23 protein-coding genes and 1 riboswitch are annotated in these 26,769 nt (G+C 45.7%); of the genes, 10 read left to right on the forward strand and 13 right to left on the reverse strand.

Annotated elements, in window-relative coordinates:
* Nucleotides 1-14: 14 nt before the first annotated feature.
* From ruvA to EKG38_RS18175, 5 genes are all read right to left on the reverse strand, one after another.
* Nucleotides 15-632 carry a Holliday junction branch migration protein RuvA gene (gene ruvA, locus EKG38_RS18155; RefSeq protein WP_012142377.1) on the reverse strand — a complete coding sequence of 206 codons (618 nt, stop codon included), beginning with the start codon at nt 630-632 and terminating at the stop codon, nt 15-17.
* Nucleotides 629-1,150 (reverse strand): crossover junction endodeoxyribonuclease RuvC, encoded by a 522-nt coding sequence (gene ruvC / locus EKG38_RS18160; protein WP_126521684.1) that lies wholly within the window; start codon nt 1,148-1,150, stop codon nt 629-631. Before ruvC ends, ruvA begins: the two co-directional genes overlap by 4 nt.
* A 3-nt stretch (nt 1,151-1,153) precedes the next feature.
* Nucleotides 1,154-1,900, reverse strand: a complete 747-nt coding sequence (locus EKG38_RS18165) for a YebC/PmpR family DNA-binding transcriptional regulator (RefSeq protein WP_126521686.1) — start codon at nt 1,898-1,900, stop codon at nt 1,154-1,156.
* A gap of 87 nt (nt 1,901-1,987) precedes the next feature.
* Nucleotides 1,988-3,775: an aspartate--tRNA ligase gene (gene aspS, locus EKG38_RS18170; RefSeq protein WP_126521688.1), complete on the reverse strand. Its 1,788-nt coding sequence runs from the start codon at nt 3,773-3,775 to the stop codon at nt 1,988-1,990.
* Between the two features lie 171 nt (nt 3,776-3,946).
* Nucleotides 3,947-6,745, reverse strand: a complete 2,799-nt coding sequence (locus tag EKG38_RS18175) for a transporter substrate-binding domain-containing protein (protein WP_126521690.1) — start codon at nt 6,743-6,745, stop codon at nt 3,947-3,949.
* A gap of 148 nt (nt 6,746-6,893) precedes the next feature.
* On the opposite strand from EKG38_RS18175, the gene cmoA reads away from it, so the two are divergent.
* The 9 genes from cmoA (at nt 6,894) to EKG38_RS18220 (ending at nt 16,191) form a co-directional block, all read left to right on the forward strand.
* Nucleotides 6,894-7,625: a carboxy-S-adenosyl-L-methionine synthase CmoA gene (gene cmoA / locus EKG38_RS18180; protein WP_126521692.1), complete on the forward strand. Its 732-nt coding sequence runs from the start codon at nt 6,894-6,896 to the stop codon at nt 7,623-7,625.
* A 104-nt stretch (nt 7,626-7,729) separates the two neighbouring features.
* The gene (gene cmoB / locus EKG38_RS18185; RefSeq protein WP_126521694.1) at nt 7,730-8,722 is read left to right on the forward strand and encodes a tRNA 5-methoxyuridine(34)/uridine 5-oxyacetic acid(34) synthase CmoB; all 993 of its coding nucleotides are present in this window, start codon (nt 7,730-7,732) and stop codon (nt 8,720-8,722) included.
* A gap of 98 nt (nt 8,723-8,820) precedes the next feature.
* A complete protein-coding gene (locus tag EKG38_RS18190) occupies nt 8,821-9,564 on the forward strand; it encodes an ATP-dependent zinc protease family protein (protein WP_126521696.1) in 744 nt (247 codons plus the stop codon).
* Between the two features lie 11 nt (nt 9,565-9,575).
* Nucleotides 9,576-11,087 carry a UUP1 family membrane protein gene (locus tag EKG38_RS18195; protein ID WP_126521698.1) on the forward strand — a complete coding sequence of 504 codons (1,512 nt, stop codon included), beginning with the start codon at nt 9,576-9,578 and terminating at the stop codon, nt 11,085-11,087.
* 2 nt (nt 11,088-11,089) lie between these two features.
* Complete coding sequence (locus EKG38_RS18200) at nt 11,090-12,052, forward strand: alpha-L-glutamate ligase-like protein (protein ID WP_126521700.1); 963 nt, start codon at nt 11,090-11,092, stop codon at nt 12,050-12,052.
* On the forward strand, nt 12,015-13,754 hold the full coding sequence (locus tag EKG38_RS18205; RefSeq protein ID WP_126521702.1) for a hypothetical protein: 1,740 nt from the start codon (nt 12,015-12,017) through the stop codon (nt 13,752-13,754). The genes EKG38_RS18200 and EKG38_RS18205 overlap by 38 nt, the downstream gene beginning before the upstream one ends.
* Nucleotides 13,708-14,802 carry a DUF3541 domain-containing protein gene (locus EKG38_RS18210; protein ID WP_126521743.1) on the forward strand — a complete coding sequence of 365 codons (1,095 nt, stop codon included), beginning with the start codon at nt 13,708-13,710 and terminating at the stop codon, nt 14,800-14,802. Before EKG38_RS18205 ends, EKG38_RS18210 begins: the two co-directional genes overlap by 47 nt.
* A gap of 107 nt (nt 14,803-14,909) precedes the next feature.
* Complete coding sequence (locus EKG38_RS18215; RefSeq protein ID WP_126521704.1) at nt 14,910-15,224, forward strand: VOC family protein; 315 nt, start codon at nt 14,910-14,912, stop codon at nt 15,222-15,224.
* A 73-nt stretch (nt 15,225-15,297) separates the two neighbouring features.
* Complete coding sequence (locus EKG38_RS18220) at nt 15,298-16,191, forward strand: LysR family transcriptional regulator (RefSeq protein WP_126521706.1); 894 nt, start codon at nt 15,298-15,300, stop codon at nt 16,189-16,191.
* Nucleotides 16,192-16,221: 30 nt separating this feature from the next.
* Here the strand turns inward: EKG38_RS18220 and EKG38_RS18225 are convergent, their stop codons facing one another.
* The 8 genes from EKG38_RS18225 to thiC all read right to left on the reverse strand — a co-directional run bounded on the left by EKG38_RS18225 (nt 16,222) and on the right by thiC (nt 24,815).
* Entirely contained in the window at nt 16,222-17,649 is a 1,428-nt protein-coding gene (locus EKG38_RS18225; protein ID WP_126521708.1) for a putative metalloprotease CJM1_0395 family protein, read from the reverse strand.
* Nucleotides 17,650-17,654: 5 nt separating this feature from the next.
* Nucleotides 17,655-17,924, reverse strand: coding sequence for a flagellar basal body rod C-terminal domain-containing protein (locus tag EKG38_RS18230; RefSeq protein ID WP_126521710.1), 270 nt, complete (start codon nt 17,922-17,924; stop codon nt 17,655-17,657).
* A gap of 231 nt (nt 17,925-18,155) precedes the next feature.
* Entirely contained in the window at nt 18,156-19,280 is a 1,125-nt protein-coding gene (gene thiH / locus EKG38_RS18235) for a 2-iminoacetate synthase ThiH (RefSeq protein ID WP_126521712.1), read from the reverse strand.
* A gap of 36 nt (nt 19,281-19,316) precedes the next feature.
* Nucleotides 19,317-20,081 (reverse strand): thiazole synthase, encoded by a 765-nt coding sequence (locus EKG38_RS18240; protein WP_126521714.1) that lies wholly within the window; start codon nt 20,079-20,081, stop codon nt 19,317-19,319.
* Between the two features lies 1 nt (nt 20,082).
* Nucleotides 20,083-20,328, reverse strand: coding sequence for a sulfur carrier protein ThiS (gene thiS / locus EKG38_RS18245; protein WP_185826901.1), 246 nt, complete (start codon nt 20,326-20,328; stop codon nt 20,083-20,085).
* The gene (locus EKG38_RS18250; RefSeq protein WP_126521718.1) at nt 20,315-21,163 is read right to left on the reverse strand and encodes a HesA/MoeB/ThiF family protein; all 849 of its coding nucleotides are present in this window, start codon (nt 21,161-21,163) and stop codon (nt 20,315-20,317) included. Before EKG38_RS18250 ends, thiS begins: the two co-directional genes overlap by 14 nt.
* Nucleotides 21,156-22,853 carry a thiamine phosphate synthase gene (gene thiE / locus EKG38_RS18255; RefSeq protein WP_126521720.1) on the reverse strand — a complete coding sequence of 566 codons (1,698 nt, stop codon included), beginning with the start codon at nt 22,851-22,853 and terminating at the stop codon, nt 21,156-21,158. Before thiE ends, EKG38_RS18250 begins: the two co-directional genes overlap by 8 nt.
* Nucleotides 22,854-22,856: 3 nt before the next feature.
* A complete protein-coding gene (thiC, locus tag EKG38_RS18260; protein WP_246033211.1) occupies nt 22,857-24,815 on the reverse strand; it encodes a phosphomethylpyrimidine synthase ThiC in 1,959 nt (652 codons plus the stop codon).
* Nucleotides 24,816-25,014: 199 nt separating this feature from the next.
* Nucleotides 25,015-25,113: riboswitch (TPP riboswitch) on the reverse strand.
* 468 nt (nt 25,114-25,581) lie between these two features.
* On the opposite strand from thiC, the gene trhA reads away from it, so the two are divergent.
* Entirely contained in the window at nt 25,582-26,262 is a 681-nt protein-coding gene (trhA, locus tag EKG38_RS18265; protein ID WP_126521722.1) for a PAQR family membrane homeostasis protein TrhA, read from the forward strand.
* The last annotated feature ends 507 nt before the right edge of the window (nt 26,263-26,769 follow it).

Here is a 26,769-nt window from a genome sequence, read left to right on the forward strand (position 1 = left end):
TTCATTAACTCAGTTTATAACATCGATTTCAGTGACGATTTAATCAATGTCTCTGAGTCCATGCCATCTTGATATACCGCTGAGACAGCCTTACTTGCCTGCGCAGGCTTATACCCGAGAGACAATAGTGCCGCAATGGCATCTTCTTCTGCGGTATTAATCACAGGTGCAGGAGTGTAATTAGACTTAAGCATAAATTCACGCTCAGAGCCTGCAGAGGCCTCCATCAGACTCTTAAGCTTATCACGCATCTCTACTAACAATCTCTCGGCTGTTTTCTTACCGACACCGGGCAATTTAACTAACGTCGCAATATCATCACGTTCGACGCAGGCAACAAATTCACTTGCGGTCATACCTGAGAGAATAGTCAAAGCAAGCTTTGGTCCTACCCCATTGGTTTTTATCAGCAAACGAAAAAGCGCACGTTCCTGTTTGGTGATAAAACCGTACAGTAGTTGCGCATCTTCACGCACCACGAAATGGGTGTATACGATGGCTTCTTGATTAAGTTCCGGAAGCTCATAAAAGCTGGTTAGCGGCATCTGAACTTCGTAACCTAAACCCTGCACTTCGAGTAAAATTTCAGGTGCTTGCTTTTCAACAAGTAAACCTCTTAAACGACCTATCATCTGTAACGTCCATAAGTTCTTGCGTTAGCTCTTCCCCCCAAAGCAATTAAACTTTGGCTGGTATGAAAATGGCAGATAGCGACGCCTAATGCGTCGGCGGCATCGGCCTGGGGAGCGGCGGGTAATTTGAGGAGCTGTTGAACCATATGTTGAACTTGAGATTTCTGTGCTTTACCCGTTCCAACAACCGCACTTTTTATCTGAGTTGCAGAGTATTCGGCTACCGGCAGATCGGCATTCGTTGCAGCAACAATCGCAGCGCCACGAGCCTGCCCAAGTTTAAGCGCCGAATCGGCATTCTTCGCCATAAAGACGCGTTCAATGGCAAACTCATCGGGTTGATATTGACGTATGATCTCAGAAATACCATCAAAAATCTGTTTAAGTCGGTAAGGCAGTTCATCGGAAGCGGTACGAATACAACCGCTTCCTAAATATGTCTGGTGCCTACCAACACACTGGATCACACCATAGCCGGTGATCCTTGAGCCTGGATCCACACCGAGAATAATTGACATGTTTTAATCTAAGGATTCCATGATCTCATCTGAGATATCTGCATTATGGTATACCTCTTGAACATCATCATGATCTTCGAGGTTATCGATTAAGCGAATAAACTTGGGGGCAGTGCTGGCATCGAGTTCGGCTTTTGTCGACGGGATCATCGTCACTTCGGCATTGATTGCCTCAAGACCGGTCGCATCCAACGCATCTTTAACCGTGCCAAAGTCCTCGGGTGTGGTAAATACATCAATCGAGCCATCTTCATGAGTGACCACATCATCGGCACCAGCATCGAGCGCTGCATCCATAATGGTGTCTTCATCTGCGCCTTCACCGTAGGAGATAACGCCTCGTTTCTCGAAGAGATAAGATACCGAACCATCTGTACCTAAATTGCCTCCGGACTTACTGAATGCATTACGAACACCTGATACTGTACGGTTTTTATTATCCGTCATGGTTTCAACCATCACAGCAGTACCACCCGGGCCATAGCCTTCATACATGATGGTTTCGAGAATTTGGCCATCGAGTTCGCCGGCACCTCGTTTAATCGCCCGCTCAACGGTGTCACGCGTCATGTTATTGGATAAGGCTTTATCAATCGCTGCACGAAGACGTGGATTAGAATCGACATCCGATCCGCCTTCACGGGCAGCGACGGTAAGTTCACGGATGAATTTGGTGAAAAGCTTGCCGCGTTTAGCATCTTGCGCCGCTTTACGATGCTTAATGTTGTCCCATTTACTATGACCTGCCATATCTCACTCTCCTTGATTCGAGTCCAGTTATAACGGTGAATACAGTGGACTCGAAACAGCCGGGCGATCACCCGGCCGATGTGGTTACTACTCTTGTTCTTCTTTGTTATCTTCACTTTCAATAACATTAATACCTAACTCAACAAGTTGAGCCGGGTTCGCGAAACCAGGAGCATTGGTTAACGGACATGCAGCAGTTGTCGTTTTCGGGAATGCCATCACATCACGAATAGATGTCGCACCCGTCATCAACATAACAATTCGGTCTAAGCCAAATGCTAAACCGGCATGTGGCGGTGTTCCATAACGTAGCGCCTCAAGTAGGAAACCAAATTTTTCGTTAGCCTCTTCCTCTTCGATGCCCAAAATACGGAATACAGCAGATTGCATTTCACTGTTATGAATACGAACTGAGCCACCACCGAGTTCGCAACCATTGAGTACCATGTCATAGGCATCAGAGATAGCGGCCGTTGGATCGGCTTCAAGCTGTTCAGGCGTGATGCCCATAGGTGCAGTGAATGGATGATGCATCGCATGCAACCCACCATCAGATGTTGGTTCAAACATTGGGAAGTCGACAACCCATAACGGTTTCCACTCACCATTGAGCAAGTCAAAATCTTCACCGGCTTTAAGACGAAGCGCACCCATAGCCTCGGCTACAATGTTAGCTTTATCGGCACCGAACAGGATCAGATCGCCAGACTTAGCATTAGTTCGCTCAAGCAGACCGTTGACAACGTCTTCGTTAAGGAACTTAAGTACCGGAGATTGAATGCCTTCCAGACCTTTATCAAGATCGTTCACCTTCATCCAGGCTAAACCTTTAGCGCCGTAGATGGTGACGTACTTAGCGTAATTATCCAATTGTTTACGCGATAATTTGGCACCGCCTGGAACACAAAGAACGGCAACACGCCCATTTGGATCGTTAGCTGGACCATTGAAAACGGCAAATTCAACGTCTTTAACGATATCTGCAACATCAATCAATTCAAGCGGGTTACGCAAGTCTGGCTTATCAGATCCGAAACGACGCATAGCTTCAGCAAATGTCATCTTAGGAAATTCACCCAGATCGACATTTAAAAGATCTTGGAACAGACCGCGGACCATTAATTCTGTTTTCGCCATCACCTGCGCAGAGGTCATAAACGAAGTTTCAATATCAATCTGAGTAAATTCAGGTTGACGATCGGCACGCAGATCTTCATCACGGAAACATTTTACGATCTGATAATAACGGTCGAAACCTGACATCATCAGCAACTGTTTAAATAGCTGAGGTGATTGAGGTAACGCGAAGAACTGCCCTTTGTATGTGCGACTAGGGACTAAGTAGTCACGAGCACCTTCCGGGGTAGCCTTGGTTAATATCGGTGTTTCGATGTCCAGGAACCCACTGTCATCCAGGAAACGGCGAACAGCACTGGTCACTTTCGAACGAAATACAATTCTATCGGCCATCTCAGGACGACGTAGATCTAAGTAACGATATTTCAATCGCTGCTCTTCGGTGTTGTGCTGGTTCTTATCCATGTTGATCGGCAGAGGAGCTGAACTATTTAAAATTGTCAGGCCCTTGCCTAAAATTTCAATTTCACCGGTACGCATATCCTTATTCACTTGACTGTCAGGACGGGCACGGACCAAGCCAGTTACTTGTACACAAAACTCACTGCGCAGCGTGCTCGCGACATCGAATACTTCTGGTAAATCAGGATCATATACTACTTGAACAATACCTTCTCTATCACGAAGATCGAGAAAGACAACGCCGCCTAAGTCACGACTACGATTTACCCAACCCACTAGGGTCACTTCTTGTCCAACGTGAGACTTATTGACGTCTCCACAATATTGACTGCGCATCTAACTCTTTCCTTTATCCGCAAACCTATGGCTGAGGAATATTCTAAACAAGACAAAAGCGGCATTATAGTTAAATATTGCCGATTACAAAACCACTACGCCGCTAGTTGGCGAAGTATCAATCAATTCTTTTCCCGAGCAATCAGAGCTCGTACAAATTAACATGCATTATCACGATGATTTATAGCAATTTCCACCACTTTTTTTCGCGCGGTACATTAACTTGTCAGCCGTTTTTAATAACTCGACTGCCGTATCACCATCCGCGGGGTAAATAGCAATTCCAATACTTGGCTTCACATCTTGGGCAGGTATGTCGCCAACGGGGTCTTTTGCTAAATTAGTTAAGATTGTTTCGGCGACTTGACAGACGATATCCAGATCTTTAGTTCGATTCAATATAATTACAAATTCGTCGGCGCCGAACCTTGCCACAGTATCAGATTTTCTAACCGACAGTTTCAACCCTTGTGTGATACTGATAAGCAAGTTATCACCCATTTTGTGACCTAGCTTTTTATTAACTTCTTTGAGGCAACCGATATTAACAAAAAGTACAGCAAATGTGCTTAATTCCCGGCTGTGATGGAGCACTGCCTGCTCTAACCTATCATCTAGCAGTGAACGGTTAGGTAACTGGGTCAAGCTATCATGGTTAGCAAGATGATTCAGTTTATCTTCTAACACTAATCTTTTGCTGATCTCTTCTCCCATTCGATACTTGAATAACACAAGGAACATCATCGTTGCGAGTATAAGGAAGCAGAGAAAAAACCACCAAGTCTGAGCTAGTGTCGGTTTCGGTGTAAGGGGCAGTTGCTTAACCCAATTTTGATAGATCTCTTGCTGTTTTTGCTGATTTACAGTACCAATTGCCATGTTTATCATCGGGACTAATTTTGCTTTATCCGGATGGATCCCAAAGTGACTGTGCTGCTCTGAAAAGTCTGCCAATACGGACATTTTTAGTTGTCCATAATCTCCCTGTTTAAGCTCTGCGGCCATATTGATGACTTTTTCGACGAAGGCATCGGCTTTCCCCTCTGATACGGCCTTCAGCCCAGCACGAGTATCGGCAACAATCAACAACTCCAGGCCATAATCGGCGCTCATGAGATCGGAGACCAGTTGATAACCCTCGACGATAGCCAGCCTTTGACCCGCTAACTGTTGCATATTAAACACAGAGACTCGATCTATCGGTGTCGCCAAGGCCCATGGCGATGGCCAGTAAGGATCACTGAAGAGTAGTTTCTTCTTACGCTCCTCTGTCTCAGCCACACTGCCGGCAATATCAACATCACCATTGAGTAGTGCGGTGATCAAATCCTGCCATTCATCATAAACGACAGACTCTAACTTCAAATTCAGCTTATCTGAAATAAGTTTTACAACTTCACTGTTAATTCCGGAAAACTCGCCGTTTGAGTCGGCATACTCCATAGGTTTCCAATTATTCAGATAACCCACTCTTAATACATCGACAGATGCCAGATAATCTCTTTGTTGTAGAGAGAATTCCAGTCGCGAATTTTCAACATCGAAAACACGATTCTTACTGTTAAGCATCCATTTTTGTTCAATTTCAGCCAATTCATTTTGATCAATTAACTCGAATCCCGCCTTGATACGTTTATCTAACCCCACATTCTCGGGTCGGGTTAACACAAATATGTCGGTTTCAAATTCAAGCTCATCAAACTGATGGAACTCTGACCAGGCATTATTCAAAACCAGATAGTGCTGGGTCCATGCTGATGATGCGACGAAGCTACTGATATGCCCCTCTCGAGCCGCTTGGATCATCGACGCCACAGAATCATAAAGTTTGAGCTTGGTATTCGGAACGGCCTGTTTTAATTTCCCAAGATAAGGCGCCGTCGGTACCGCGCCGATGAGTGTTCCATCAAGTGTATCTAAGTTATCTATTGATTGACCGAAACTAAATAATCGACTTTTCACCTTGTACAATAATTGGCTTCTCTGTAGGCCACTGTTCAGTGCGTCACTCTCTGGATAGCCAATATGAACATCGGCGCGGCCCATTCGAACTTCATCAAGTGAACTGTTCATATCCCCTGTGGAGAAGAAAACCGGGATCCCCGTTTTTTCAGACCACAAATGCCAAATGTCCACATACAAACCATGGGGCTGACCATCACCACCGAGAGAGACGAAAGGTTCAATATTGAGTGTCGTCGCAACCGTTATCCCTCTTTTTTGCTGATTAATGCCAAGCCAACGTTCCTCTATAGCAGCAAAACGCTTACTGGAAATTGCCGCAAATCCTAAATTTATCTTATCTACAGTCTTTAAATCTGACTTGATAACAGCCGGATGCAGAGGCGATTCTTTGATCAAGAGTCGGTTCTTTATGGGAAAAAAGCTGACGACCTGTCGATTCAGGTTATTGTCTTTGAGGTAGCCTTCCATTCCGGCAAAAACATGCACCTCACCTTCTATCACCCCTTTTAATAAACTATGTCTGCTGTTGTAGCGTTTAAAAGATAATTTAGGCTCCAGAGCCAGCAATTCGACTTCGTGAGAGGAGCCAGAAACGATGCCAATTTGATAGGGTAAAAGATCTGAAAATGATAATTTATCGGAGAGGTTTTTATGCAGATAAAGGTAGGTTCTGACTTGCGATATCTGTCGAGAAAAATCAAATATCTCTGAACGCACCGAAGTCTGAGCTAAACCAACATGTGCATCGGCATCTCCCTGTGAGAGTTGTTTGAGTGAGTCATGCCAGTGCCGTGAAACAAATACGACTTCAGTATCCGTTTGTTGGCTCCAGGCTTTCCACATGTCAATAAGTATGCCGTGAGGCTCTCCTTTCTCATCCACAAACTGATATGGGTAACTATCTTCCCCCATGACTAAGACTAACGGCTTTCCCTCATTGGCATAGAGTCCGGTGGCAAAAAAAGCGACAAGCAAAAATGTCAGAAGCTTAATAAATGATTTCAAATGCTATTCCCAAACGTCACACTAGTGTAAATATCTTGTTATTCTTAAGCTATTAAACAAAATTTTATGATAAATTTCCAGTACTAGACTTGCTGGTTGCAACTATCATTCGTTAGAATAAAACGTTGAAATTACCCATGTTAATCAAATGAACACATCCCAAGATACTATATATGCTCAAGCATATGAAAACATAAGCGATTTTCAATTCGATGAAAAAGTAGCTGGTGTTTTCAACGACATGATCAGACGCTCAGTCCCCGGTTATGGTCAAATAATCAACACGCTCGGTGACTTTGCTAATAAATATGTCAGCACAGACAGCAATATATATGATCTCGGCTGTTCGCTTGGCGCTGCTACACTCAGTATACGCAGACACATAGATAATCGTAATTGCAAAATAATTGCCGTCGATAACAGTGAGTCGATGATCCAGCGTTGCAGAGAAAATCTTAGTGCCTATGTTAGTGAAACACCAGTCGATCTCGTCTGCGGTGATATCAGGGACATCAAGATTGAAAACGCCTCTATGGTCGTTCTTAATTTCACTATGCAATTTCTGGCCCCTAAAGATAGAGAGACCCTACTAAGCAGCATCTATAAAGGACTCAAACCCGGCGGGATCTTAGTTCTCTCTGAGAAGCTAAACTTTGAAGATGAGTCTATACAGTCATTACTGGTGGATCTGCACCTGGATTTCAAAAGAGCCAATGGCTACAGTGAATTAGAGATCAGCCAAAAACGCAGCTCTTTAGAGCACGTCATGAAACCTGATACCTTGGAGCAGCATGAAGCTCGTCTAAAAAAACAAGGTTTCAAACATTTTAACGTGTGGTTTCAATGCTTTAACTTTGCATCTATGGTTGCCATTAAGTAATTGATAGTCATAAGAATCATGCCATGAGATGAATTAAAATCATTCATCGAATATCAACCAAATACCATTGCTTCAATTTTGCAGCAATCTAGGGTGACAATAAAGTGATCAGTTTCAGCTCCTTCTATAAACAAATTGCAGATTCCAGCCTACAACATTGGTTAGAAACCCTTCCCGCCATCTTAGGGCAATGGCAACGTGAGCATAAGCATGGCACCCTACCTAAATGGGAAAAAGTGCTGAACAAGTTACATTATCCAACCCCTGATACCATCGACCTGAAAAACAGTGTCTCTGTTGGTTCCGGGCAGCAGTTGGCTAAAGGTGAACGGGAAAAGCTCGAAAACCTGTTACGTATTTTTCAACCTTGGCGCAAAGGGCCTTTCTCAGTACATGGTATCGATATCGATACTGAGTGGCGCTCAGACTGGAAATGGGAGCGCATCCTTCCACACCTATCTTCGTTAAACAATCGCACCGTATTAGATGTAGGTTGTGGCAGTGGCTACCATATGTGGCGTATGTTAGGCGAAGGAGCCAAGCATGTTGTGGGTATCGACCCCTCCACGCTTTTCCTTTGTCAGTTTGAGGCAATCAAACGCCTAGCAGGCGATCACCACCCGGTTCATTTACTGCCATTAGGAATCGAAGAGCTTCCGCCACTGGATGCATTCGATACCGTATTTTCGATGGGGGTCTTGTACCACCGTCGCTCACCTATTGATCATTTGTTACAACTAAGAGATCAATTGCGAACAGGTGGTGAATTAGTTTTAGAGACCTTAGTCATTGATGGTGATGAAAATACTGTTCTCGTACCGGAAGATAGATATGGCAAGATGAATAATGTATGGTTTCTTCCTTCGGCAGCCGCATTAGAACTTTGGCTAAAAAAAGCAGACTTTATTGATATTAAATGTGTAGATATCGATGTCACCTCACTGGCAGAACAGAGAAGCACAGATTGGATGCCGAATGAGTCATTAGTCGATTACCTGGATCCTACCAACGTAGACCTGACCATCGAAGGTTATCCGGCGCCTAAACGCGCGACGTTTATCGCGACAAAGAATCAGCCCAATAAAGATTTAACTTAAAATTTATTTTTCACATTTTTGGTAATGACTACCATTGAGTCGATTAAGTAAACATCGATATCAAACGTACTGAAATACAATAGTAAATGGGAAGCACTATGTTAAAGCAGATAATCTGTATTGCCGTGATCTCAACCTTAGCGGGTTGTGCAGCAACTAAAACAGCAGAAAATGCACCTCAGCCTATCGATGCTGCGGCTTTAGAGTCTGGTCTGGCGAAACAACAGGCAGAACTTGTCATCGCTATCGATGAGTCTAAACAAGCTCAAACTACAGGTTTTACAGCATTATCTGCGCAAATAAAAGCACTCGAGACTCAAATTTCGACGACAAGTATCGAACCTAAGGAGACCATTGTTCCAGTCCCAATGGATTGTCCTCCCTCCCCCCTCGGCGGTAAATTCCTGCTCGGAGCGGAAGAGAATGTCTATATTGACGAGGTTAAAGCTAATTTTAATACCCGTATAGACACAGGTGCAGAATCATCTTCACTCGACGCACGAAATATCATCCTATTCGAGAGAGATGGAAAACAGTGGGTCCGCTTCGATGTATTCACCGATGGAGCCGAGGCTCCGGCACAAACGTTCGAATCAAAAGTCGAACGTTTTGTACGCATAAAGCAGGACGCCGATGAGAAAACCGATCGCCGCCCGGTTATTCATGCTCACCTGAAGATAGGAAAGTATAAGGCCGAAACCGATCTTAACCTGGTTGATCGCAGTCACTTAGAATTTCCACTCTTACTCGGTCGTAAATTTATGCAAGACATCGCAGTTGTCGATGTCGGGCAAACCTATGTTCATGGAAAAAAGAAGACGGCCACGGTCGTAAACAAATAGGAATTTAGTTGATGCATTCTAAGAAACCCTTTTACATACTCGTTGCGCTGCTATTTATTTTGGGGATCACTGCGAGCGTTTATCGTGGCGTAGAACATAAAGTGCCTTTCCTGCCCGGTAAGCAGGTTCAAAGTTGGGCTGTCGATGCCAAGGTGCAATTTCAAGGCACTGGTGACCCTGCCGAGGTCTCTTTTTCACTGCCTAACGATCCAGCATTCGAAATTCTTGTCGAAAATGCAACATCACCGGGTTATGGCTTATCAATTACCGATACTAACGAACAAGCAGACAGGCGTGCTATTTGGTCTGTCCGTTCGGCGCAAGGGCAGCAAGACCTGTACTACAAAGTGACCATTATTCCAACCGGGTCAACGAAGGTCATGGCTAGCACAGAGCCTTCTGCACCAAAACCTTATATCTGGCCAGCAACTGAACAGGCCGCCGCGGAGCAGGCAACCCAAGATGTTTGGGCAAAGAGTGCAACTAACCTATCTTTTGCTCAACAGCTGAACAAAGCCTTGAATGCGCAGGAGAGAAGCCAGAATATTGAACTTCTGTTAAGCAGCAACTCTCCCAATAAGCTATTTTTGCATATGCTCCAAAGCAAAGGGATACCCGCTCAGGAAGTGAGTGGCCTGTTCCTGGAAGATCAGCGTCGCAGACAGCAGTTGAGCCCCTTTGTCGAAGTCTACGATAAAGGAGAATGGCACCTTTTCGATCCCACTAATGGTACTCAGGGTCGTGATGACAATCTGTTACTTTGGGATCGCTCGGGTAAATCGGTACTCGATGTCATCGGTGGCGTAAACTCCCAAGTCAACTTCTCGATGCTTCAAGATACCCGTTCGGCACTGGCAACCTCTCTGGATGTGATGAATAACCAGGATGCGCTAGACTTCTCACTCTATCAATTGCCTCTGGAAGAGCAGAGCCTGTTCAAGGGGATTTTATTGATCCCTATTGGCGTGCTTATGGTGGTTTTTTTACGTGTCATCGTCGGACTAAAGACGTCAGGGACGTTTATGCCGGTATTGATTGCATTAGCGTTTATCCAGACAACCTTACTAACCGGTCTCATTGGCTTCATCTTGATCGTTGCCTGTGGCCTGATGATACGCTCATACCTATCGGATCTTAACCTACTGTTGATCTCCCGAATATCGGCAGTCATTATCGTCGTTATCGGTATTATTGGCGTATTTACCCTCATCTCTTATAAGATCGGTCTGAGTGAGGGCTTAACCATCACCTTCTTCCCTATGATTATTCTCGCATGGACCATAGAAAGAATGTCTATCTTATGGGAAGAGGAAGGTCCTAAAGAGGTGGTTTTACAAGGTGGCGGCAGCCTATTCGTTGCAACACTTGCTTATCTGGCTATGAGCGCAACTTGGGTACAGCATTGGGTGTTCAACTTCTTAGGCATTCACCTGGTAATTTTGGCCGTGGTCTTGTTGATGGGCCAATATACAGGTTACCGCTTGCTGGAGCTTAGACGCTTTAAGCCATTGGCCGGAGAGTAGCCATGAGACTGTCATTTACCAAACCCTCAGCATTGCGTAATAAAGGCGTGCTGGGTATGAATAAACGTAACATAGATTATATTGGTCGCTGTAACCCACGTAAGTTTTATAAGCGGGTGGACGACAAATTAACGACTAAAGAACTTGCGCTGGCTAATAATATTGCGGTGCCGGCATTGATTGGCGTGGTGCGTGAGCAACATGAGATCGAAGAGATCCCCGCAATGGTTCTCGAAGAGGATGGCTTTGTTATCAAACCCTCTAAAGGATCTGGTGGCAAAGGGATCTTGGTGATAACCAAGGTCGAAGAGGGTCGTTACTATAAACCTAACGGCCAAGAAGTCGGGCCAAGTGAGATGTACCGCCACGTCTCAAATGTTCTCAGTGGCTTGTTCTCATTAGGTGGTTCACCGGATGTGGCCATCGTCGAAGGACTCATTCAATTCGATCCGGTTTTCGATGGCTACTCCTATGAAGGTGTGCCGGATATCAGGTTGATCGTGTATAAGGGATTTCCTGTCATGGGAATGCTCAGACTGTCCACCGCGGCTTCCGATGGTAAGGCTAACCTTCACCAAGGTGCGGTCGGCGTCGGTGTCGATATTGGTACAGGAAAGGGGCTGCATGCGGTTCAGTTTGACACGCCAGTCGAGCTACACCCGGATACCAATAAGAAGCTAACCGACATAGAGGTTCCTCATTGGGATTTCCTCCTTCACACCGCTTCTAAAGCCTATGAAATGAGTGAAATGGGTTATCTCGGTACCGATATGGTACTCGATAAAGTCAAGGGACCACTGCTGTTAGAGCTTAATGCCAGACCGGGTCTTGCGATTCAGATCGCCAATAACCGGGGGATTTTACCCTACCTGGATCATGTCGATTCTTTGGGTAACCATAATATGACTGTGGATGAACGTGTCGAATATGCCAAAAAGCATTTTGCTCATAGCGCTCAGCCTTAGCCTCTACCTAAGTGTCAATTCGGCGGCTCTGTCCGCCGTATCTCCTCTCCCCCTGCTCGTTGAGCAGTGCCTGCAGCTGCAAACTCCGAAACCAGCTCTTATCTCGTCGCCGATTCCCTTGCGTGATATTGAAGATGCCGTAACCAAGAGCCGAGCATTAGAGGCCTCAATGTTGGGCCTGTTTAATGTCAAAGATCGCCTGCGATACTATAAAAGCCTGGCCATATCACCCAAATACCAGGAAAGTTTACTGCAATGCCAACTTCATCTGGCCGATCTGCTGGCTGAAACATTAGCGTCACCCGCGTTAGCTCAGCTACTCAGCTTCAATAACCAAGACAACCAAGAGCTGCTTCAATTAAGTTTACGCTGGAGTGACCTTGTCGATGATAACGCCAACTTAATCCACAAATCTCAACTTCATACGTCACAAGCCGCGGTGAAACTAGGCTTACGTTCCCAAGCGTTAACATTGCAGTTCGGCAATACTCTCTGCGATATAGACCATGGAAGAGAGACGAAAGCCGAACAGCAAACAAAAAGCAAATCCTTCGATAAAAATATCGCGGGTTATTTGATACAGCAAAAAGACGCACGTTGCCAACGGCTTGTTTGGAATGCCTACCAGGGCCGTGCCCGTGAAAAGAACGCAGAAGCATTAACCCGTATCGCTCAATTAAGAAACGAGACCGCGGCTCAAGCAGGCTTCAGGGACCACACAGACTACTCACTATCAAAGCAGTTTCTTTCGAAACCGGAACTTGTAAAAGCCTATTTGGATTCTGTGACTCGACGAGTGGACTCGCCGCCTTGGCAGTTCGGTACCAGCCTCAGCCAAAGTAGCATAACCGAGGTAGCGCCATTAGATTCGGTTTCGATGCTGACACGTTTGTACAAGGCCGCTGAACCACTCGGCTTTCATGTTGAAATCGTCACAGATAATATTCATCGAGTGTGGCACAGACACAGATTATTAGGCGACATATTCTTCAGTGAAGCCTCCTATATTCGTGCACAGACTCTGCGATTTCCGGTTGTTGGGAGCCAATTTGGACAGATGCAGATATCATCTAAGCCTCTGCTCAATAGCTACCGGGATCAGCAAGCCTTGATTAAGGTCACAGCAATAGTCTTAGCTACGTTAGCGTCCAGCAGCCACCACTACCTTATCAATGCGTTAGGTGAAACGCGGGATACTTCAAAATTAGGTCGTCTTTGGTTAGAGTATTACCTCACCGATGCAATTCTCCTCCCTTTGGATGATTACAGTCGTGAGCAGAAATTAGCGTCGTATAGTCGACAGTTAAAGGTTTTTAGAGCGAAGGTCGCACTCAATTTTTATTCCAATACAGAGCCAAAACTCTATCCTAATCTGAGCGATGAGTTTATTCGCGCATTTGGGCAAGCCTGGAGTAAATTACAAGATTATGCTTACAACTTCTTTGCCATTGCCGAAGAAGGCCCAATTTATTATCAGCATGTTTGGCAAGAGTCTCTGGCCAACTTTGTTTATCAAACAACCAAAAACTGTCAGGATCAAGACAAGGTTTTTGACATACTTTTGATTAATGAACCCTCCTCGCGTCTGGAGCAGAGACTTGAGACACTCTTGGGTTCACCCATCGATGCCAACTCCCTCATTAAAAGGATAAATGATGCCCCCCTTCCTCAAGATCAGCGTCCTATCACTTGCTCTCTTTAGCTTTGGTACTCTTGCTAATTCAGAAGTGACCACCAGCAAGACGAGCCCTACACCTCAAGATGAAGTGTTTTATGGGATCAAAAATAACTTAGAGCAGCACCTATACCAACTCCCCCCCAGAATACAGGGGCACTATGGTATTAGAATGTATCGCATGACTGGCGACGAAAAGTATGCCAATGCCGCGCTTGTCGACCTTTACGCGGTCAGCGACTCCCAGAACTTTTACGCCTGCAACTTGGACAAGGCAAACTTTATTCAGTCTGAAGCCGAAAAAGCCATCTCAGTACTGGGAAAAGGCCCGAGAGCAAAAGCACGAAAAAAAGCCCTTGAACCTTTCCCTGAGTTTTTGTTTTATACGGATGTATTGCTACGCTTCTCGAGTCGTATCGATGAGTTTGGTTTAACCGGTCCCTGTCATGACAAATTAATCAAGACCCTTAAGAATGCGGAACTTGAAGCGGGATTGACCGATAAGGCGATGATAAAGTCTTGGGCGGCTCAACTTATTAACTATGTCTATTGGGCTAAACAACTGGGCGTAGGGGATTATTTAGAGTCCTATAAACAGGCATTTATATCTGTCTACCCGGATAACAAAGACAATAAGCTAAATAAGAAACAGTATCGTAATAAACTCTACGGCATGACTCACTTTATTTTTGCTGACAGTGAATACTATCAGCATGACGTCAGCCCTAAAGAGTTCGCCTGGATCCTTGACTATTTTGAAGCCAATATCGACCGAATATTGAAAGACGCCACAGATGATATTATTGCCGAAGTCGGTATTAGCTTTCATCTTGCAGGGCTTTCAGATAATCCTGTTGTCGCCCTAACTCAGCAACATATCATTAATGCATTCGATAAAGAGGAGCAGATCATTCCATCCCCGATGGGAAACCCCGCTCTGGCCATGGGGGAACACAGAAATGTATTAGCCATGATGTTGCTCAAGTGGCCCGAAAAGCTGCATAAGGGTCCCTACTTCGGACAACTTAAGGCAACGAAGAAGTACCTGCCTAAACAGGTAAAAGAAAAGCCGTGATCACCTTTGCCTGCAAGATGATTTTACTCCCGGGAGCATAACATCGATGACCTGACAGGCATCAGGCCGTTGTAGTGTGCTTGAATTTATACTCATTAGGACTTCAGATGAAATTCAATCACTTAGGTATTCCAACAACGGGGAACTTTGAAGGTGAAATTGATTTGCCTCATTTAAAGATGACGGTATCAGATCATGAGAATAATCCATATGGCATTCAATGGCAGCGTTTTTGGGCAGATGCGCCATACCCTGAATTAGTAAAAACAGTACCACACGTCGCTTTTGAGGTTGACGATTTAATGGTAGAACTAGAGGGTAAAAAAGTAATTATTGAACCCACTTCACCAAGTGAAGGCTTGATGGTTGCTTTTATTGAGGTTAATGGGGCTCCGGTAGAGTTAATGCAGTATTCCAAATAGTCGACACACATTAGCGTAGACGTTATAAGCAGCTGAAACTAGATGATATTAATTGAGATGGATTGAGTTAATTATGGATAGAGCCAAATCAACACTCGAGCAATGGCGTACATTACAAGCGGTCGTCGATTATGGCGGCTATTCGCAAGCAGCAGCGAAACTCAATAAGAGTCAGTCCTCTTTGAATCATGCCGTGGCAAAACTCCAGGCGCAATTAGGTATAGAACTGCTCGAAGTCAAAGGCCGAAAAGCCTATCTGACCGAGCAGGGCGAAGTACTCTTGAGACGGTCACGCCACATAACTAAGTCAGTGGCAGAACTCGAATTACTCGCAAATAATTTGGAGAATGGCTGGGAACCGAGTCTCACCATTGCAAGAGAGATCATCTATCCGATGGACAAGCTGGTCGATGCATTATCGGCCTTCCAGCCAGAGAGCCGGGGTACACGCATAACGATTGTTGACTCTGTTATCACAGGCACACATGAGCTGATTAAAGATCAACTCGTCGATATTGCAATCTCTGGTGGTGTAGCACCTAAAGGCGTTCTCAGTGAACCCTTATGCGAGTTAGATTTTTTATTAGTCTGCCACCCGGAACATCCATTGGCCAGTGAACCCAATATTGAAGATGATCTGACATTAGCCGAACACCTTCAAATCGTGATTAAAGACACCGGGCAGGCAGCTAATATCGATCTTGGCTGGCTAAAGGCTGAACAGAGGTGGACCGTCTCAAATTTCCATGAAGCGTTAGCCATACTAAACCGAAATATCGGTTTTTGCTGGGTCCCGAAGCATTTAGTGGACTCATTAATCGAAGCAGGAAAATTATCTCAACTCAACCTCAAGGGAAGTAGCCATAAAAAGGTCATGATGAGCCTGATCATCCCCAACAGAGACAGGCAAGGTCCCGCAAGTGAGCGACTAGAGCAATTGATTATGGAACAGCACCGCAAAAATTAAAATTAATGCGCAAAATTAATGGGTTTAGCTTTAAACACTGAAGCTCAAGGAGCCGGAAGCTTTATTAACGGGTAGGTATTTTTCGAGTAAGGTCTTAGTGAGATAACCTTCAGTTTGATCTTTACTGCTTAATAGCTCAAATACGGGTTCAGACGAAGCCGTCAACTGCCCGTTTATCGTCTCTATAGTTTGGTTAACCACATTATTTTCTTCAGGCTGCGCTCTTCGTATGGCTCCCGTGCTGTCTACCTCTCCGCCTATCGTCATATCTGGTGGCTCTGGCGGGGTGAAACCATCTATGATGGCTTGCGCATCTATCAGTGGCGCCATATCTTTAATTGTCATGACTTCACTCTGCCTCTTAGCTGCCAGTTCCGATTGCGCCTGATTCATCTTTCTAATCGCATCGGAGGCGACTCTGATATCGGCCATCGACGGGTTAGCCGGTGCCATAGCCGCCGCGTATACCTGCCTCATCTTGTTTATTGTCGCTAAAGGATCGCCTCGAACGACCGAGATATCGATGGACACTTCACCATCGACGGCATATCTCTTACCATCACTCCCCTGCTCATAACTGAACTGTGGGCTCTGAGCCAGATTGCCTCCCACAGAAGAGTGGGCCTGCTCATGAGCCTTGACTTCGGAGTCTCGTTTAGAAAGTTCTGCCAAAATTTGTTGCTCGGCAACTGCATTACTATCGCTGCCCTGCTCCTCAAATGCTTTCTTACTAATCTCAGAGGGCTTAAATATTGAACCCGTCACTTTCTCTTCTGTAACTGGAGGCTCTTTTGCAAAAATGTTCTGTGCAACACTTTCTGACGTATCCGATGGCTTAGCGCTTACGTCGCCAGCTGTCGGTGAAACTTGGCTATCTGTAACTGGATTGCTGTCGGTATTAGTAACTGGCGTTGCATAAATATCATTAAAAACCGAGCGACTCTCAGAACCTTCAACCGTTTGAGGGCTAAAGGCAGGCTCGCTTAACCCAACAACGGAGGTGGATGCTTGTGCATTGACTAGTCCAGCGACTGACAAGGGGCCGAGCGCCAGACTAAACACAGCCTGAGTCTGGCTTGCATTGACGTTTGATGCATTAGCACCTACAGAGACAAGATCTGCGCCGGATGCTGCTAACGGTCTGGAATATTCAGGCGATGTGACATCGGAGGTCAGCACTGCTGAGCTTGTCACCGGGGCAAAAACATTGGGAGAGAGACCAACTGTATCTGGCGAAATTTGAATACTGAAAGGTTTGACTGGCTTGGGTCCGACGGATGAGCGGGTTACCGTAGAGGAGGTGATAGTTGAGTTGGTTGAAGAGCTAAATGATGAGTGAGTCGTTGAATCACTCTTTAATGCTACAGAGGTAAGCGAAGCTGAAGTAACAGAAGGCGAAGCAGGTAACGATTGTTCCTGCCTTCGCTGAATATCAGGCGAAGAGGTGACGCCTAACATAATGACTACACCTCAAGGTTGATAATCGTGCCGATAGTCTCAGAAGAGGTTTCTAACACTTCAACCGCAGCTTCACCTTGGTTTTTCGCTTCAATTGCTGAAACTAACGCTTCTGTCTTATCTACATTTTCAACGGGCCTGGTAGCATCAGCCTCCAGGTTTGCGTTAGGCTGAGGCTGTGCAGGCTTTGCCACATCTACCGTAGCCTGAGTAAGACCAGACTGCGCATTTTGTAATCCAGACAGTCCAGAGGATAAACTGGGGGGGATTTGCATAACTATTGCTCCAAAAAACTGAGTCCTATGGTCAATTATTAACCATTAGCAACAGAAAGTACAGCGTCCTCTGCTCCTGAAGATAAGGTAACCGGAGATATTCACTGCAACCATGATCAATTTTTTAATTGAGGCCAATGACTTCTGCTTGGTTATACCAATTAAACACCCAGAAACACGCACAAAATAAAGAGGTCATTCTCTGCTTTTATAACTAAGTCCTCCCCTGTGTCATGGTGAATGAGTTGGGATCCACGCCGATTCCCAGTCCTTCCAAACCGGGTTCAAGCCTTTGGCCTTAATCGCAGCACCCACCTCTTGCGCCGATCGTTCATCGCTAATATCGAACTGGTTTAACTGAGTATCAGGGTTAACATAACCACCGGGTTGAGTGGAACTTCCTGCGCTGATATTGGTGATCCCAAGTTCAAACAAATTATCGCGTAATTGTGCAGATTCCCGTGTAGAAAGACTGATCTCAAGCTGTTGATTAAATAGTCTGAACGCACAAATCAACTGAACCAGGCCTTTGTCTGTCAACTCTACTTTGGGAGTGATGCCTCCCGTGCAGGGCCTTAATCTGGGCAGTGAGACACTGTAACGAGAACGCCAATATCTGGACTCAAGATAAGTGAGGTGATGGCCTAATAGCAGTGCATCTAAGCGCCAATCGTCTAAGCCCAGTAACACGCCGATACCAATTTTATCGACGCCGGCTCTGGCCACTCTCTCCGGGGTGCCCAATCGATAGGCAAAATCCTGCTTTTTACCTCTGGTGTGATGTTTTGCGTAGGTATCCGGGTTATAAGTCTCTTGATAGACCATCACCGCATCTAAGCCTAAGCCCACCAAGTCACGGTATTCGCTCTCCTTAAGCGGTTGAACTTCCATCGCAAGATAACTGAAATGTTGTTTTACTCTCGGTAGGACAGTTTTAAAATAATCTATTCCGACTTTTGTTTCGTGTTCTCCCGAAACCAGCAGTATCGAGTCGTAGCCCGTTTTTTTAATCACGGCCATCTCGGCATCGATACCTTTAAGACTCAAGGTCTCTCTCTTCAGTTTGTTACTCATGCTAAAACCGCAATAATCACACTCATTAGCACATAAATTTGACAGGTATAGAGGCAGATACATACCCACATTTGCGCCAAACCTTTGCCTTGTCAGGGCCTTTGATCGCTGCGCCATCTGCTCAATAAATGCTTCTGCCGCGGGGGAAAGTAAGGCCAAAAGGCTGTCGAGCGAGCCCACAGGTGTTATGAGTGCCTTCTCAACGTCATCCCTGGTTGTTGAATAAAGCTTTAGTTTAAGTTTATCCCGATCAAGATTTTGCAGATAAGAGAAGAAGCTCATGAGTGACTCCCGTGTAATGAATCTAAACTGATCATCTTATTCATTGAGGAACCCCGTTAACGGACTCGTGTGCTCGGCGCGAACGCTGACTTGGCCGAGTCCCGCCTGATACGCCGCTCTACCGGTTTCTACCGCCTGAGAAAAACAGCGAGCCATGGCGACGGGATCCTGACTGCTGGCGATAGCGGTGTTGACCAATACTGCATCGGCGCCTAACTCCATGGCATGTGTTGCCTGAGATGGTGTACCGATCCCGGCATCAACCACGACAGGAACTCGTGCTTGTTCGATGATTATTTTGAGAAAGGTTTCGGTCGCTAAGCCCTGATTTGAACCTATGGGGCTCGCCAGTGGCATAACGGCAGCACAACCCACCTCCTCCAGACGGCGACACAATACCGGATCCGCGTGCACATAAGGCAAGACAACGAAGCCTTTCTCGCAGAGAATTTTGGCGGCAGCTAACGTCTCAACCGGATCGGGCATCAGATATTTGGGGTCGGGGTGGATCTCAAGTTTGACCCAATTGGTGTTCAGTACCTCTCTTGCTAATTCTGCGGCAAATACTGCCTCTTTAGCATTTCTTGCCCCCGACGTATTGGGAAGTAACTTGATGCCACTTTGCTGTAAGGGTAATAAGATCTCATCGCTACCACTGCTAAGATCTAACCTTTTCATGGCCATAGTCACAAGTTGGGATTGCGAAGCCTGGATCGCATCCAGCATCAAGTTAGCCGATGAGAACTTTCCGGTACCGGTAAACAATCTGGAGTTAAACTCATGTTCTGCAATTTTTAACATTCTAACCTCCTGCCACTACGGCAAAGACTTCAAAGCTATCGCCCTCGACACATGCTTGTTCTTTCCACAGCCCTTTTGTTACGACCTTGGAATTACAGACGACCGCAACGGAATTAATCGCAATGTTTTGCGCCAGTAAAAGCTCCTCTATGGAGAGCGTTTCGGGAATGATATGGGGCAAGTCATTAATAGAGACAGTGATGGTACTGACATGTTTAGACTCAAGGACAGGTTTAGTCGGGTGCATGACTGGACTCCTCATTAAAAGACTGATGATTACGAGACCGGTCATGACAAGAGTGTTCATGACTGGGTTGGTGATGACCGGATACGCTATATTTCTGACCACAGACATCGCACTGTGGGTCTCGGCTCAATGAGGCCTCTCTCCACTTAAGGTTTAAACCATCAAATCTCATCAACTTTCCTGACCATTGCCCGATACCGAACAGGTGATTGATGGCCATTAATGCTTGCATAGAGGCCATAACCCCGACCATAGGGCCAAGTACCCCCACGTTGCGGCAGGTTTCTGATACCACTGAATCATCAGGAAACAGACAGTGATAACAGCCGGACTCTGGCGCAGATTTCAGGTCGACCATGAATATCTGACCGTGAAAATGTGCCACAGCAGCGGTGACTAAGGGATGCTGCGCTTCGACGCAAAATCTGTTCACTTGCTGACGAGAGACAAAATTATCGGTGCAATCTATGACCATATCGGCCATTTTCACTATAGATGCACCATTGTCTTGACCAAATTTATCGGTGACCGACTCGATTTTGCATTGGCTGTACGCCAAAGCCAGCTTATCTCTCGCCGTAATCGCTTTATTCTTTCCGATGTCACTCTCATTAAACAAGAGTTGTCTGGGCAGGTTAGATAACTCGACACTGTCATGATCCACCAAGGTCAACCTGCCTACACCGGCGGCCGCGAGCTGTTGACTCACCAGCGAGCCTAATCCCCCCACGCCGATGACAATAACATGACGAGACAGTAGCGATGTTTGGCCAGATTCACCCACCTCATCGAGCAATATCTGCCTTGAATACCGGATAAAATCTAAATCATTCATCCTCGATACTCCATGCTGCGACCAGCGTTTGATACGCGACTGCCGGTTCATCGGCTTCTGTCACCGCACGAACCACGGCGATATCATCGACATTCGTTTTCTTCACAGCGGGGAGTCGATTGAGATCGATGCCACCAATCGCGACCAAGGGGTAATGCCCCTTTAACAGGTCAACGTAATGTTTAAGCTTATGGAGTCCTTGTGGCAAAGACGGCATGATCTTGGTCGTTGTCGGAAAAATATGTCCTAGCGCGATATAGGAGGGCTTAAATTGCGAGGCGAGTAACAGCTCAAAATAGCTATGACTCGATACCCCTAGTGCTAATCCGGATTGTGCAATTTGGGTCAGATCTGCATCATAGAGATCCTCCTGGCCCAGATGTACACCAAAGGCCTGATGTTTAACCGCAAGTTGCCAATAATCGTTGATGAAGACCTTCGCCCGGTAATCCCGGCCTAGCTGAATTGCCGTGATGATCTTCGCCTCGAGTTCAGGGCAGTCAGAATCCTTTATTCTCAGCTGAATCGTCTTGGCTCCGGTGTCTAACAATGTTTGTAACATGGATAGTTCGGTGACGACCGGATAAACACCCAGACGGTCATCGAGGAACTTAAAGTTCAGATCGTCAGGCAGTGAAGCGCCGCCATCTAATGAAGAGATATGCGCAAAACCACCAAGCTTGTCCGGCCAGCCTGTACGTGCAAGAGGACCTGGGCCTTTTCCCGGACGATAGCTCTGCTTTATTCCCTCTGTTACGTAGGCCTTTGCGACCACTATGGCGTCATGAAGTACGAAGCCACACGCCATAACACTGGCGATAGCCGAGCTTAAGGTACAACCACTACCATGGTTATTGTTACTATCCACTCTCGGACTCGAGAGTAAGAAGCTCCTCTGTTGATGAATGAGTGCACTACCGGGCGCCTGAACACAGACAAATATATCTTGAGCGGTTTGGGCATCCCACGCCGGGCCCTTATCCCCTCCTTTGGCTAATACATTACATTCAAATGTCTTTGATAAGTCTTCGGCTGCTTGTTGAGCGTCGCTCATATCTGAGAGCCTGCGCCCTGACAATACACTGAGCTCTGCCGAATTTGGTGTAATTAGTGTGATCAGCCCTTTCAAGGGGAGAAAGTTCAGATGACTCATAGTCCCATCACGGACGGATTCACCAGAACCATTAGCTGAGCCACTCTCTAAGCCGTGATCTAAACCATGACCTGAGCCTTCGTCTAATTCTTTAGTGCTTGATTGAGTATTTTGTTCAGTATTTGATTGAGCAGTAAAATGGGCTCCACAGCTGGCAACCATCACAGGATCGAGTATGACGCTCACATCGATTGCATTCGTTTGTGTAAACTCACGCAAAGAGGTATTGAGCCATTTACCGAGTAAATTTACCTGCGCTTGACTCGCTAAGAGTCCAATCTTAATCGCCCTAGGCGGTAGGTCAGCTAGTAGCACATCGAGCTGAGCCAGTAACATCGCCTCAGACACAGGTTCAACAAGGGTTACACTCACCGAGTTCTGAGCCGTCAAGCAGGTGATCGCACTACAGGCGTGACAACCAAGGTCTTGTATTGTCGCGAGATCGGCCTGTATGCCTGCGCCTCCCCCACTATCTGAGCCTGCAATTGTCCAAACCACAGGCTTTAAAGCTGACGACGTCAGCTCTAAATTAGTCATGGCCTAGCCCTCAGTTTCTACAAGTTCAACATCTTTCACCAGCGCGCCGCTTTCATGATAGAGCGCCGCCCCCTTAGCCTTGAATTCTGCAGACATCTGAGCCATACCCGACTCCTTGACACTCTTAGCCTTAAACTCTGTGTCTGTATGCAGCTTAACCTCTTGCGCCGCCGCATATTCTCTGACCTCCTGACTTATCTTCATCGAACAGAATTTGGGCCCGCACATGGAGCAGAAATGAGCAACTTTCGCCGATTCCTGGGGAAGCGATTCATCGTGATAGGCCCTGGCGGTGTCAGGATCCAGGCCTAAGTTGTATTGATCTTCCCAGCGAAACTCAAACCTTGCCTTGGACAAGGCATTGTCCCGAATTTGTGCTGTCGGATGGCCCTTAGCCACATCACCGGCATGAGCGGCAATCTTATAGGTGATCAAGCCTTGCTTGACGTCTTCCTTGTTCGGTAAACCTAAGTGCTCTTTTGGTGTCACATAGCAGAGCATGGCACAGCCATACCAGGCAATCATTGCCGCGCCGATCCCCGAAGTGAAATGATCATAACCAGGTGCAATGTCGGTAGTCTGGGGGCCTAAGGTATAAAATGGCGCTTCATCACACACCTCGAGCTGCTTATCCATGTTCTCTTTAATCAGATTCATGGGGATATGACCCGGTCCCTCGATGATCGTTTGCACGTCGTATTCCCAGGCAATCTTAACTAACTCGCCTAAGGTTTCGAGTTCAGAAAATTGTGCTTCATCGTTAGCATCGGCAATTGATCCAGGGCGCATTCCATCACCGAGTGACAATGAAACATCATAGGCGGCGCAAAGTTCACAGATATCGCGGAAGTGTTCATAGAGGAAGTTTTCAAGATGGTGAGAAAGGCACCACTTTGCCATAATCGATCCACCCCGTGAGACGATGCCGGTCAAACGTTTGGCCGTCATAGGGACGTAGCGAAGTAACACACCGGCATGGATAGTAAAGTAATCGACGCCTTGCTCTGCCTGTTCAAGCAGAGTATCTCTGAATATCTCCCAAGTGAGGTCTTCCGCCACGCCATTGACCTTCTCCAAAGCCTGATAGATGGGCACGGTACCAATGGGCACCGGAGAGTTTCGTATGATCCACTCCCTTGTTTCATGAATATATCGACCCGTCGATAGATCCATTACCGTATCGGCTCCCCAACGCGTCGACCAAACCAGTTTTTCAACTTCCTCTTCGATTGAAGAGGTCACCGCAGAGTTACCGATATTGGCGTTCACTTTAACCAGAAAGTTACGACCGATAATCATAGGTTCGGCTTCGGGGTGGTTAATATTCAGCGGAATAATGGCACGTCCCCGTGCCACCTCTTGCCGGACAAACTCAGGGGTAATCGGCTGACTTATCGCGGCGCCGAAACTTTCACCTGGTGCTTTTTGAGTTAACACCTCATCGCTCACCTCACTCAAAGCCATATTCTCTCTAATGGCAATGTACTCCATTTCGGGGGTAACTATCCCCTGCCTGGCATAATGAAGTTGAGTCACACACCGACCTTGTTTGGCCTTTCTGGGTGAAAGAAGAGAATCGAAACGCAGATGGTCGAGTCCGTAATCGGCTAGCCTTTGCTGTGTAAAACCAGAACTGGCAGCACTCAACTGCTCGGTATCATTACGCTCAAGGATCCAATTCCCCCTGAACTTATCCAGACCTTCACGGACATTAATCTTGGCGTTGGGATCAGAATATGGACCGGCACAATCGTACACTTTCAGTGGCGGATTTGATTCTGAAATGGGATGAGATTCGGTGCCGCCAATCATGGTATCTGATTGGTGTATTTGGCGCATACCGACCCGAATATCATCACGGCTACCGACTAAGTAAACTTTCTCAGAATTTGGATGTTGGAGTGGTTTTAGATTATCAATAAATTGTTGAGCTTGAGCTCGGGTTTCACGACGTGTTGACATAAGCAATCTCACTTTTAAAAAAGAATGAAGTTGCTTGCCAGGAGAGTTGAATAGCAAATACATCAACACAAATAATGAAGATGCATCAAATAATTACTAATGTGTACGACTGTAACGTATCGATAATAAATCTTAATGTAAGTTAAGTTTTATTGGTACAAATGTACTCGACTATTAAACGTTATCGCACAGATTTAGTGTAATTATCATGCTTGTTTCCTTCGCGTGTATTAACACGATCAGGTTCAACGGATCCCGAATAAACGGTCTCAGCCAATAGGCACTCCGACAAGATGCTGAGAAGTATAGACTTAATGCATTAAATTAAACAAGGGGTTTATTTTTTATTCTCACTAGGTAGGGGACACAATAACAAATCCAACACAACCTCATACAAAACAGATAGCTACCCAAGAAACCCTCCATTTTTGTTGACCAATCCAGCCCTATGCATGAATTAAAATCATCATTTACATGCCTACTATTCAGTCATTCACCTCAGCTTTTGTGCTCAGATAAGCTGCACTCGCCTGGATTTTAATAAACTAAATAGTTGCAATCAGCATTAAGAAACAGTGGTATTTCGATTTTGTCGGTACTGTTTTTTACTCGCGTAACCCTACAACACTCGGTTTTAAATCCAGCCATTTTATGGCTGTAGGATAGATGCCACAGATTAGCGTACACGTGTACGCTCATTCATGGCATTTTGAATTAAACACTGTTACACTCACCTCAATTGGTCTTACCAGAAGTTGACTTTACTATGCCTGTACAGGAACTATATTCCACTCCCTCGCCGTCGATAAGCGTTAATTCAAGTGGTTACACAAAGAGTGAAGAAACGGCAAACAGCATGAGCCATGCTCTGGGTGTAATAGCCGGGATAATCGGTCTTATTTTCTCCTTGCTCAAAGGGCAAGAGACATTAACTAATATTCAGTTAATCGGTGTTGTCATCTATTGTGCCAGCATCATACTGCTTTTCGCCTGTTCTACTCTGTACCACTCAGTGTCAGATCCATCGTTGAAACATAAACTTAAAATCGCAGACCATTGCGCCATCTATTTCTTGATTGCGGGAACCTATACCCCCTTGATGTTGATCGCACTCACGGGCACTCAAGCAACGGTGATCTTAATTTCAATTTGGTCTTTAGCCTTGGGTGGCGTGCTTTTTAAAACCCTGTTTATCCATCGTTTCAAGAAATTTAGTGTCGTCCTTTATCTGATTATGGGATGGTTATGTATGACCGTCATCACTGATCTGACTGCGGCCATGTCTCCTCTGGGTTTCCAGTTATTGTTAACTGGCGGGATTTTTTACAGTCTGGGGGTTGTCTTTTATGTGGGCAAAAAAATCCCTTATAACCATGCTATCTGGCACCTGTTCGTATTAGGTGGCGCAATAAGCCATTTCCTTTGTGTTTATCTGACACTCATCTAAATTGGCCGATAAGATAACTATTCTTCTAGACTAGGAATGTCGACAAGGAATGTCGAAAAGGGCCTCTATCGGACGATTCGTCATCTCATTAATACGCGCTTAGCAATTCACAACATCGCTTTATTAAGCTTCCTACCTCCCTCTCCGCTTCACTAAGCTTGCACTCTTCAAATCCATCGACCCTCCATGCATGATTTCGTCACGCAACAGCTATTTCCATAGATATCACCTATTCGCCTACTGCCACTCCTATCAAAACAGATTGTTTTCCCATATACGAATCAATTGCTTTCTCTTATACGAATAAATTGAATTTAGTACACCTCTAATTGTATCAACATTTAAGAGTCACCCATAAACACACCAAAATAATTAACAACTGCGTATTCCGGCGATTGCGATCACTCATTTCGGTTTAATCCGATCACCTAAATCATCTTTTCTCTCTTCCCCTTATTTTTACCCTAAGTGATCGGATTGCGCCAGTTTTCTCATCGATTCACCACC

This window comes from Shewanella canadensis, from assembly GCF_003966225.1.
GTDB lineage: Bacteria > Pseudomonadota > Gammaproteobacteria > Enterobacterales > Shewanellaceae > Shewanella > Shewanella canadensis.

Excerpts from the sequence above, each read along its gene's own strand:
- ruvA (WP_012142377.1), bottom strand. The coding sequence starts at position 632 with ATGATAGGTCGTTTAAGAGGTTTACTTGTTGAAAAGCAAGCACCTGAA.
- ruvC (WP_126521684.1), bottom strand. The coding sequence starts at position 1,150 with ATGTCAATTATTCTCGGTGTGGATCCAGGCTCAAGGATCACCGGCTAT.
- EKG38_RS18165 (WP_126521686.1), bottom strand. The coding sequence starts at position 1,900 with ATGGCAGGTCATAGTAAATGGGACAACATTAAGCATCGTAAAGCGGCG.
- aspS (WP_126521688.1), bottom strand. The coding sequence starts at position 3,775 with ATGCGCAGTCAATATTGTGGAGACGTCAATAAGTCTCACGTTGGACAA.
- cmoA (WP_126521692.1), top strand. The coding sequence starts at position 6,894 with ATGAACACATCCCAAGATACTATATATGCTCAAGCATATGAAAACATA.
- EKG38_RS18190 (WP_126521696.1), top strand. The coding sequence starts at position 8,821 with ATGTTAAAGCAGATAATCTGTATTGCCGTGATCTCAACCTTAGCGGGT.
- EKG38_RS18195 (WP_126521698.1), top strand. The coding sequence starts at position 9,576 with ATGCATTCTAAGAAACCCTTTTACATACTCGTTGCGCTGCTATTTATT.
- EKG38_RS18200 (WP_126521700.1), top strand. The coding sequence starts at position 11,090 with ATGAGACTGTCATTTACCAAACCCTCAGCATTGCGTAATAAAGGCGTG.
- EKG38_RS18205 (WP_126521702.1), top strand. The coding sequence starts at position 12,015 with ATGCCAAAAAGCATTTTGCTCATAGCGCTCAGCCTTAGCCTCTACCTA.
- EKG38_RS18210 (WP_126521743.1), top strand. The coding sequence starts at position 13,708 with ATGCCCCCCTTCCTCAAGATCAGCGTCCTATCACTTGCTCTCTTTAGC.
- EKG38_RS18215 (WP_126521704.1), top strand. The coding sequence starts at position 14,910 with ATGAAATTCAATCACTTAGGTATTCCAACAACGGGGAACTTTGAAGGT.
- EKG38_RS18220 (WP_126521706.1), top strand. The coding sequence starts at position 15,298 with ATGGATAGAGCCAAATCAACACTCGAGCAATGGCGTACATTACAAGCG.
- EKG38_RS18225 (WP_126521708.1), bottom strand. The coding sequence starts at position 17,649 with ATGTTAGGCGTCACCTCTTCGCCTGATATTCAGCGAAGGCAGGAACAA.
- EKG38_RS18230 (WP_126521710.1), bottom strand. The coding sequence starts at position 17,924 with ATGCAAATCCCCCCCAGTTTATCCTCTGGACTGTCTGGATTACAAAAT.
- thiH (WP_126521712.1), bottom strand. The coding sequence starts at position 19,280 with ATGAGCTTCTTCTCTTATCTGCAAAATCTTGATCGGGATAAACTTAAA.
- EKG38_RS18240 (WP_126521714.1), bottom strand. The coding sequence starts at position 20,081 with ATGTTAAAAATTGCAGAACATGAGTTTAACTCCAGATTGTTTACCGGT.
- thiS (WP_185826901.1), bottom strand. The coding sequence starts at position 20,328 with ATGCACCCGACTAAACCTGTCCTTGAGTCTAAACATGTCAGTACCATC.
- EKG38_RS18250 (WP_126521718.1), bottom strand. The coding sequence starts at position 21,163 with ATGAATGATTTAGATTTTATCCGGTATTCAAGGCAGATATTGCTCGAT.
- thiE (WP_126521720.1), bottom strand. The coding sequence starts at position 22,853 with ATGACTAATTTAGAGCTGACGTCGTCAGCTTTAAAGCCTGTGGTTTGG.
- thiC (WP_246033211.1), bottom strand. The coding sequence starts at position 24,815 with ATGTCAACACGTCGTGAAACCCGAGCTCAAGCTCAACAATTTATTGAT.
- trhA (WP_126521722.1), top strand. The coding sequence starts at position 25,582 with ATGCCTGTACAGGAACTATATTCCACTCCCTCGCCGTCGATAAGCGTT.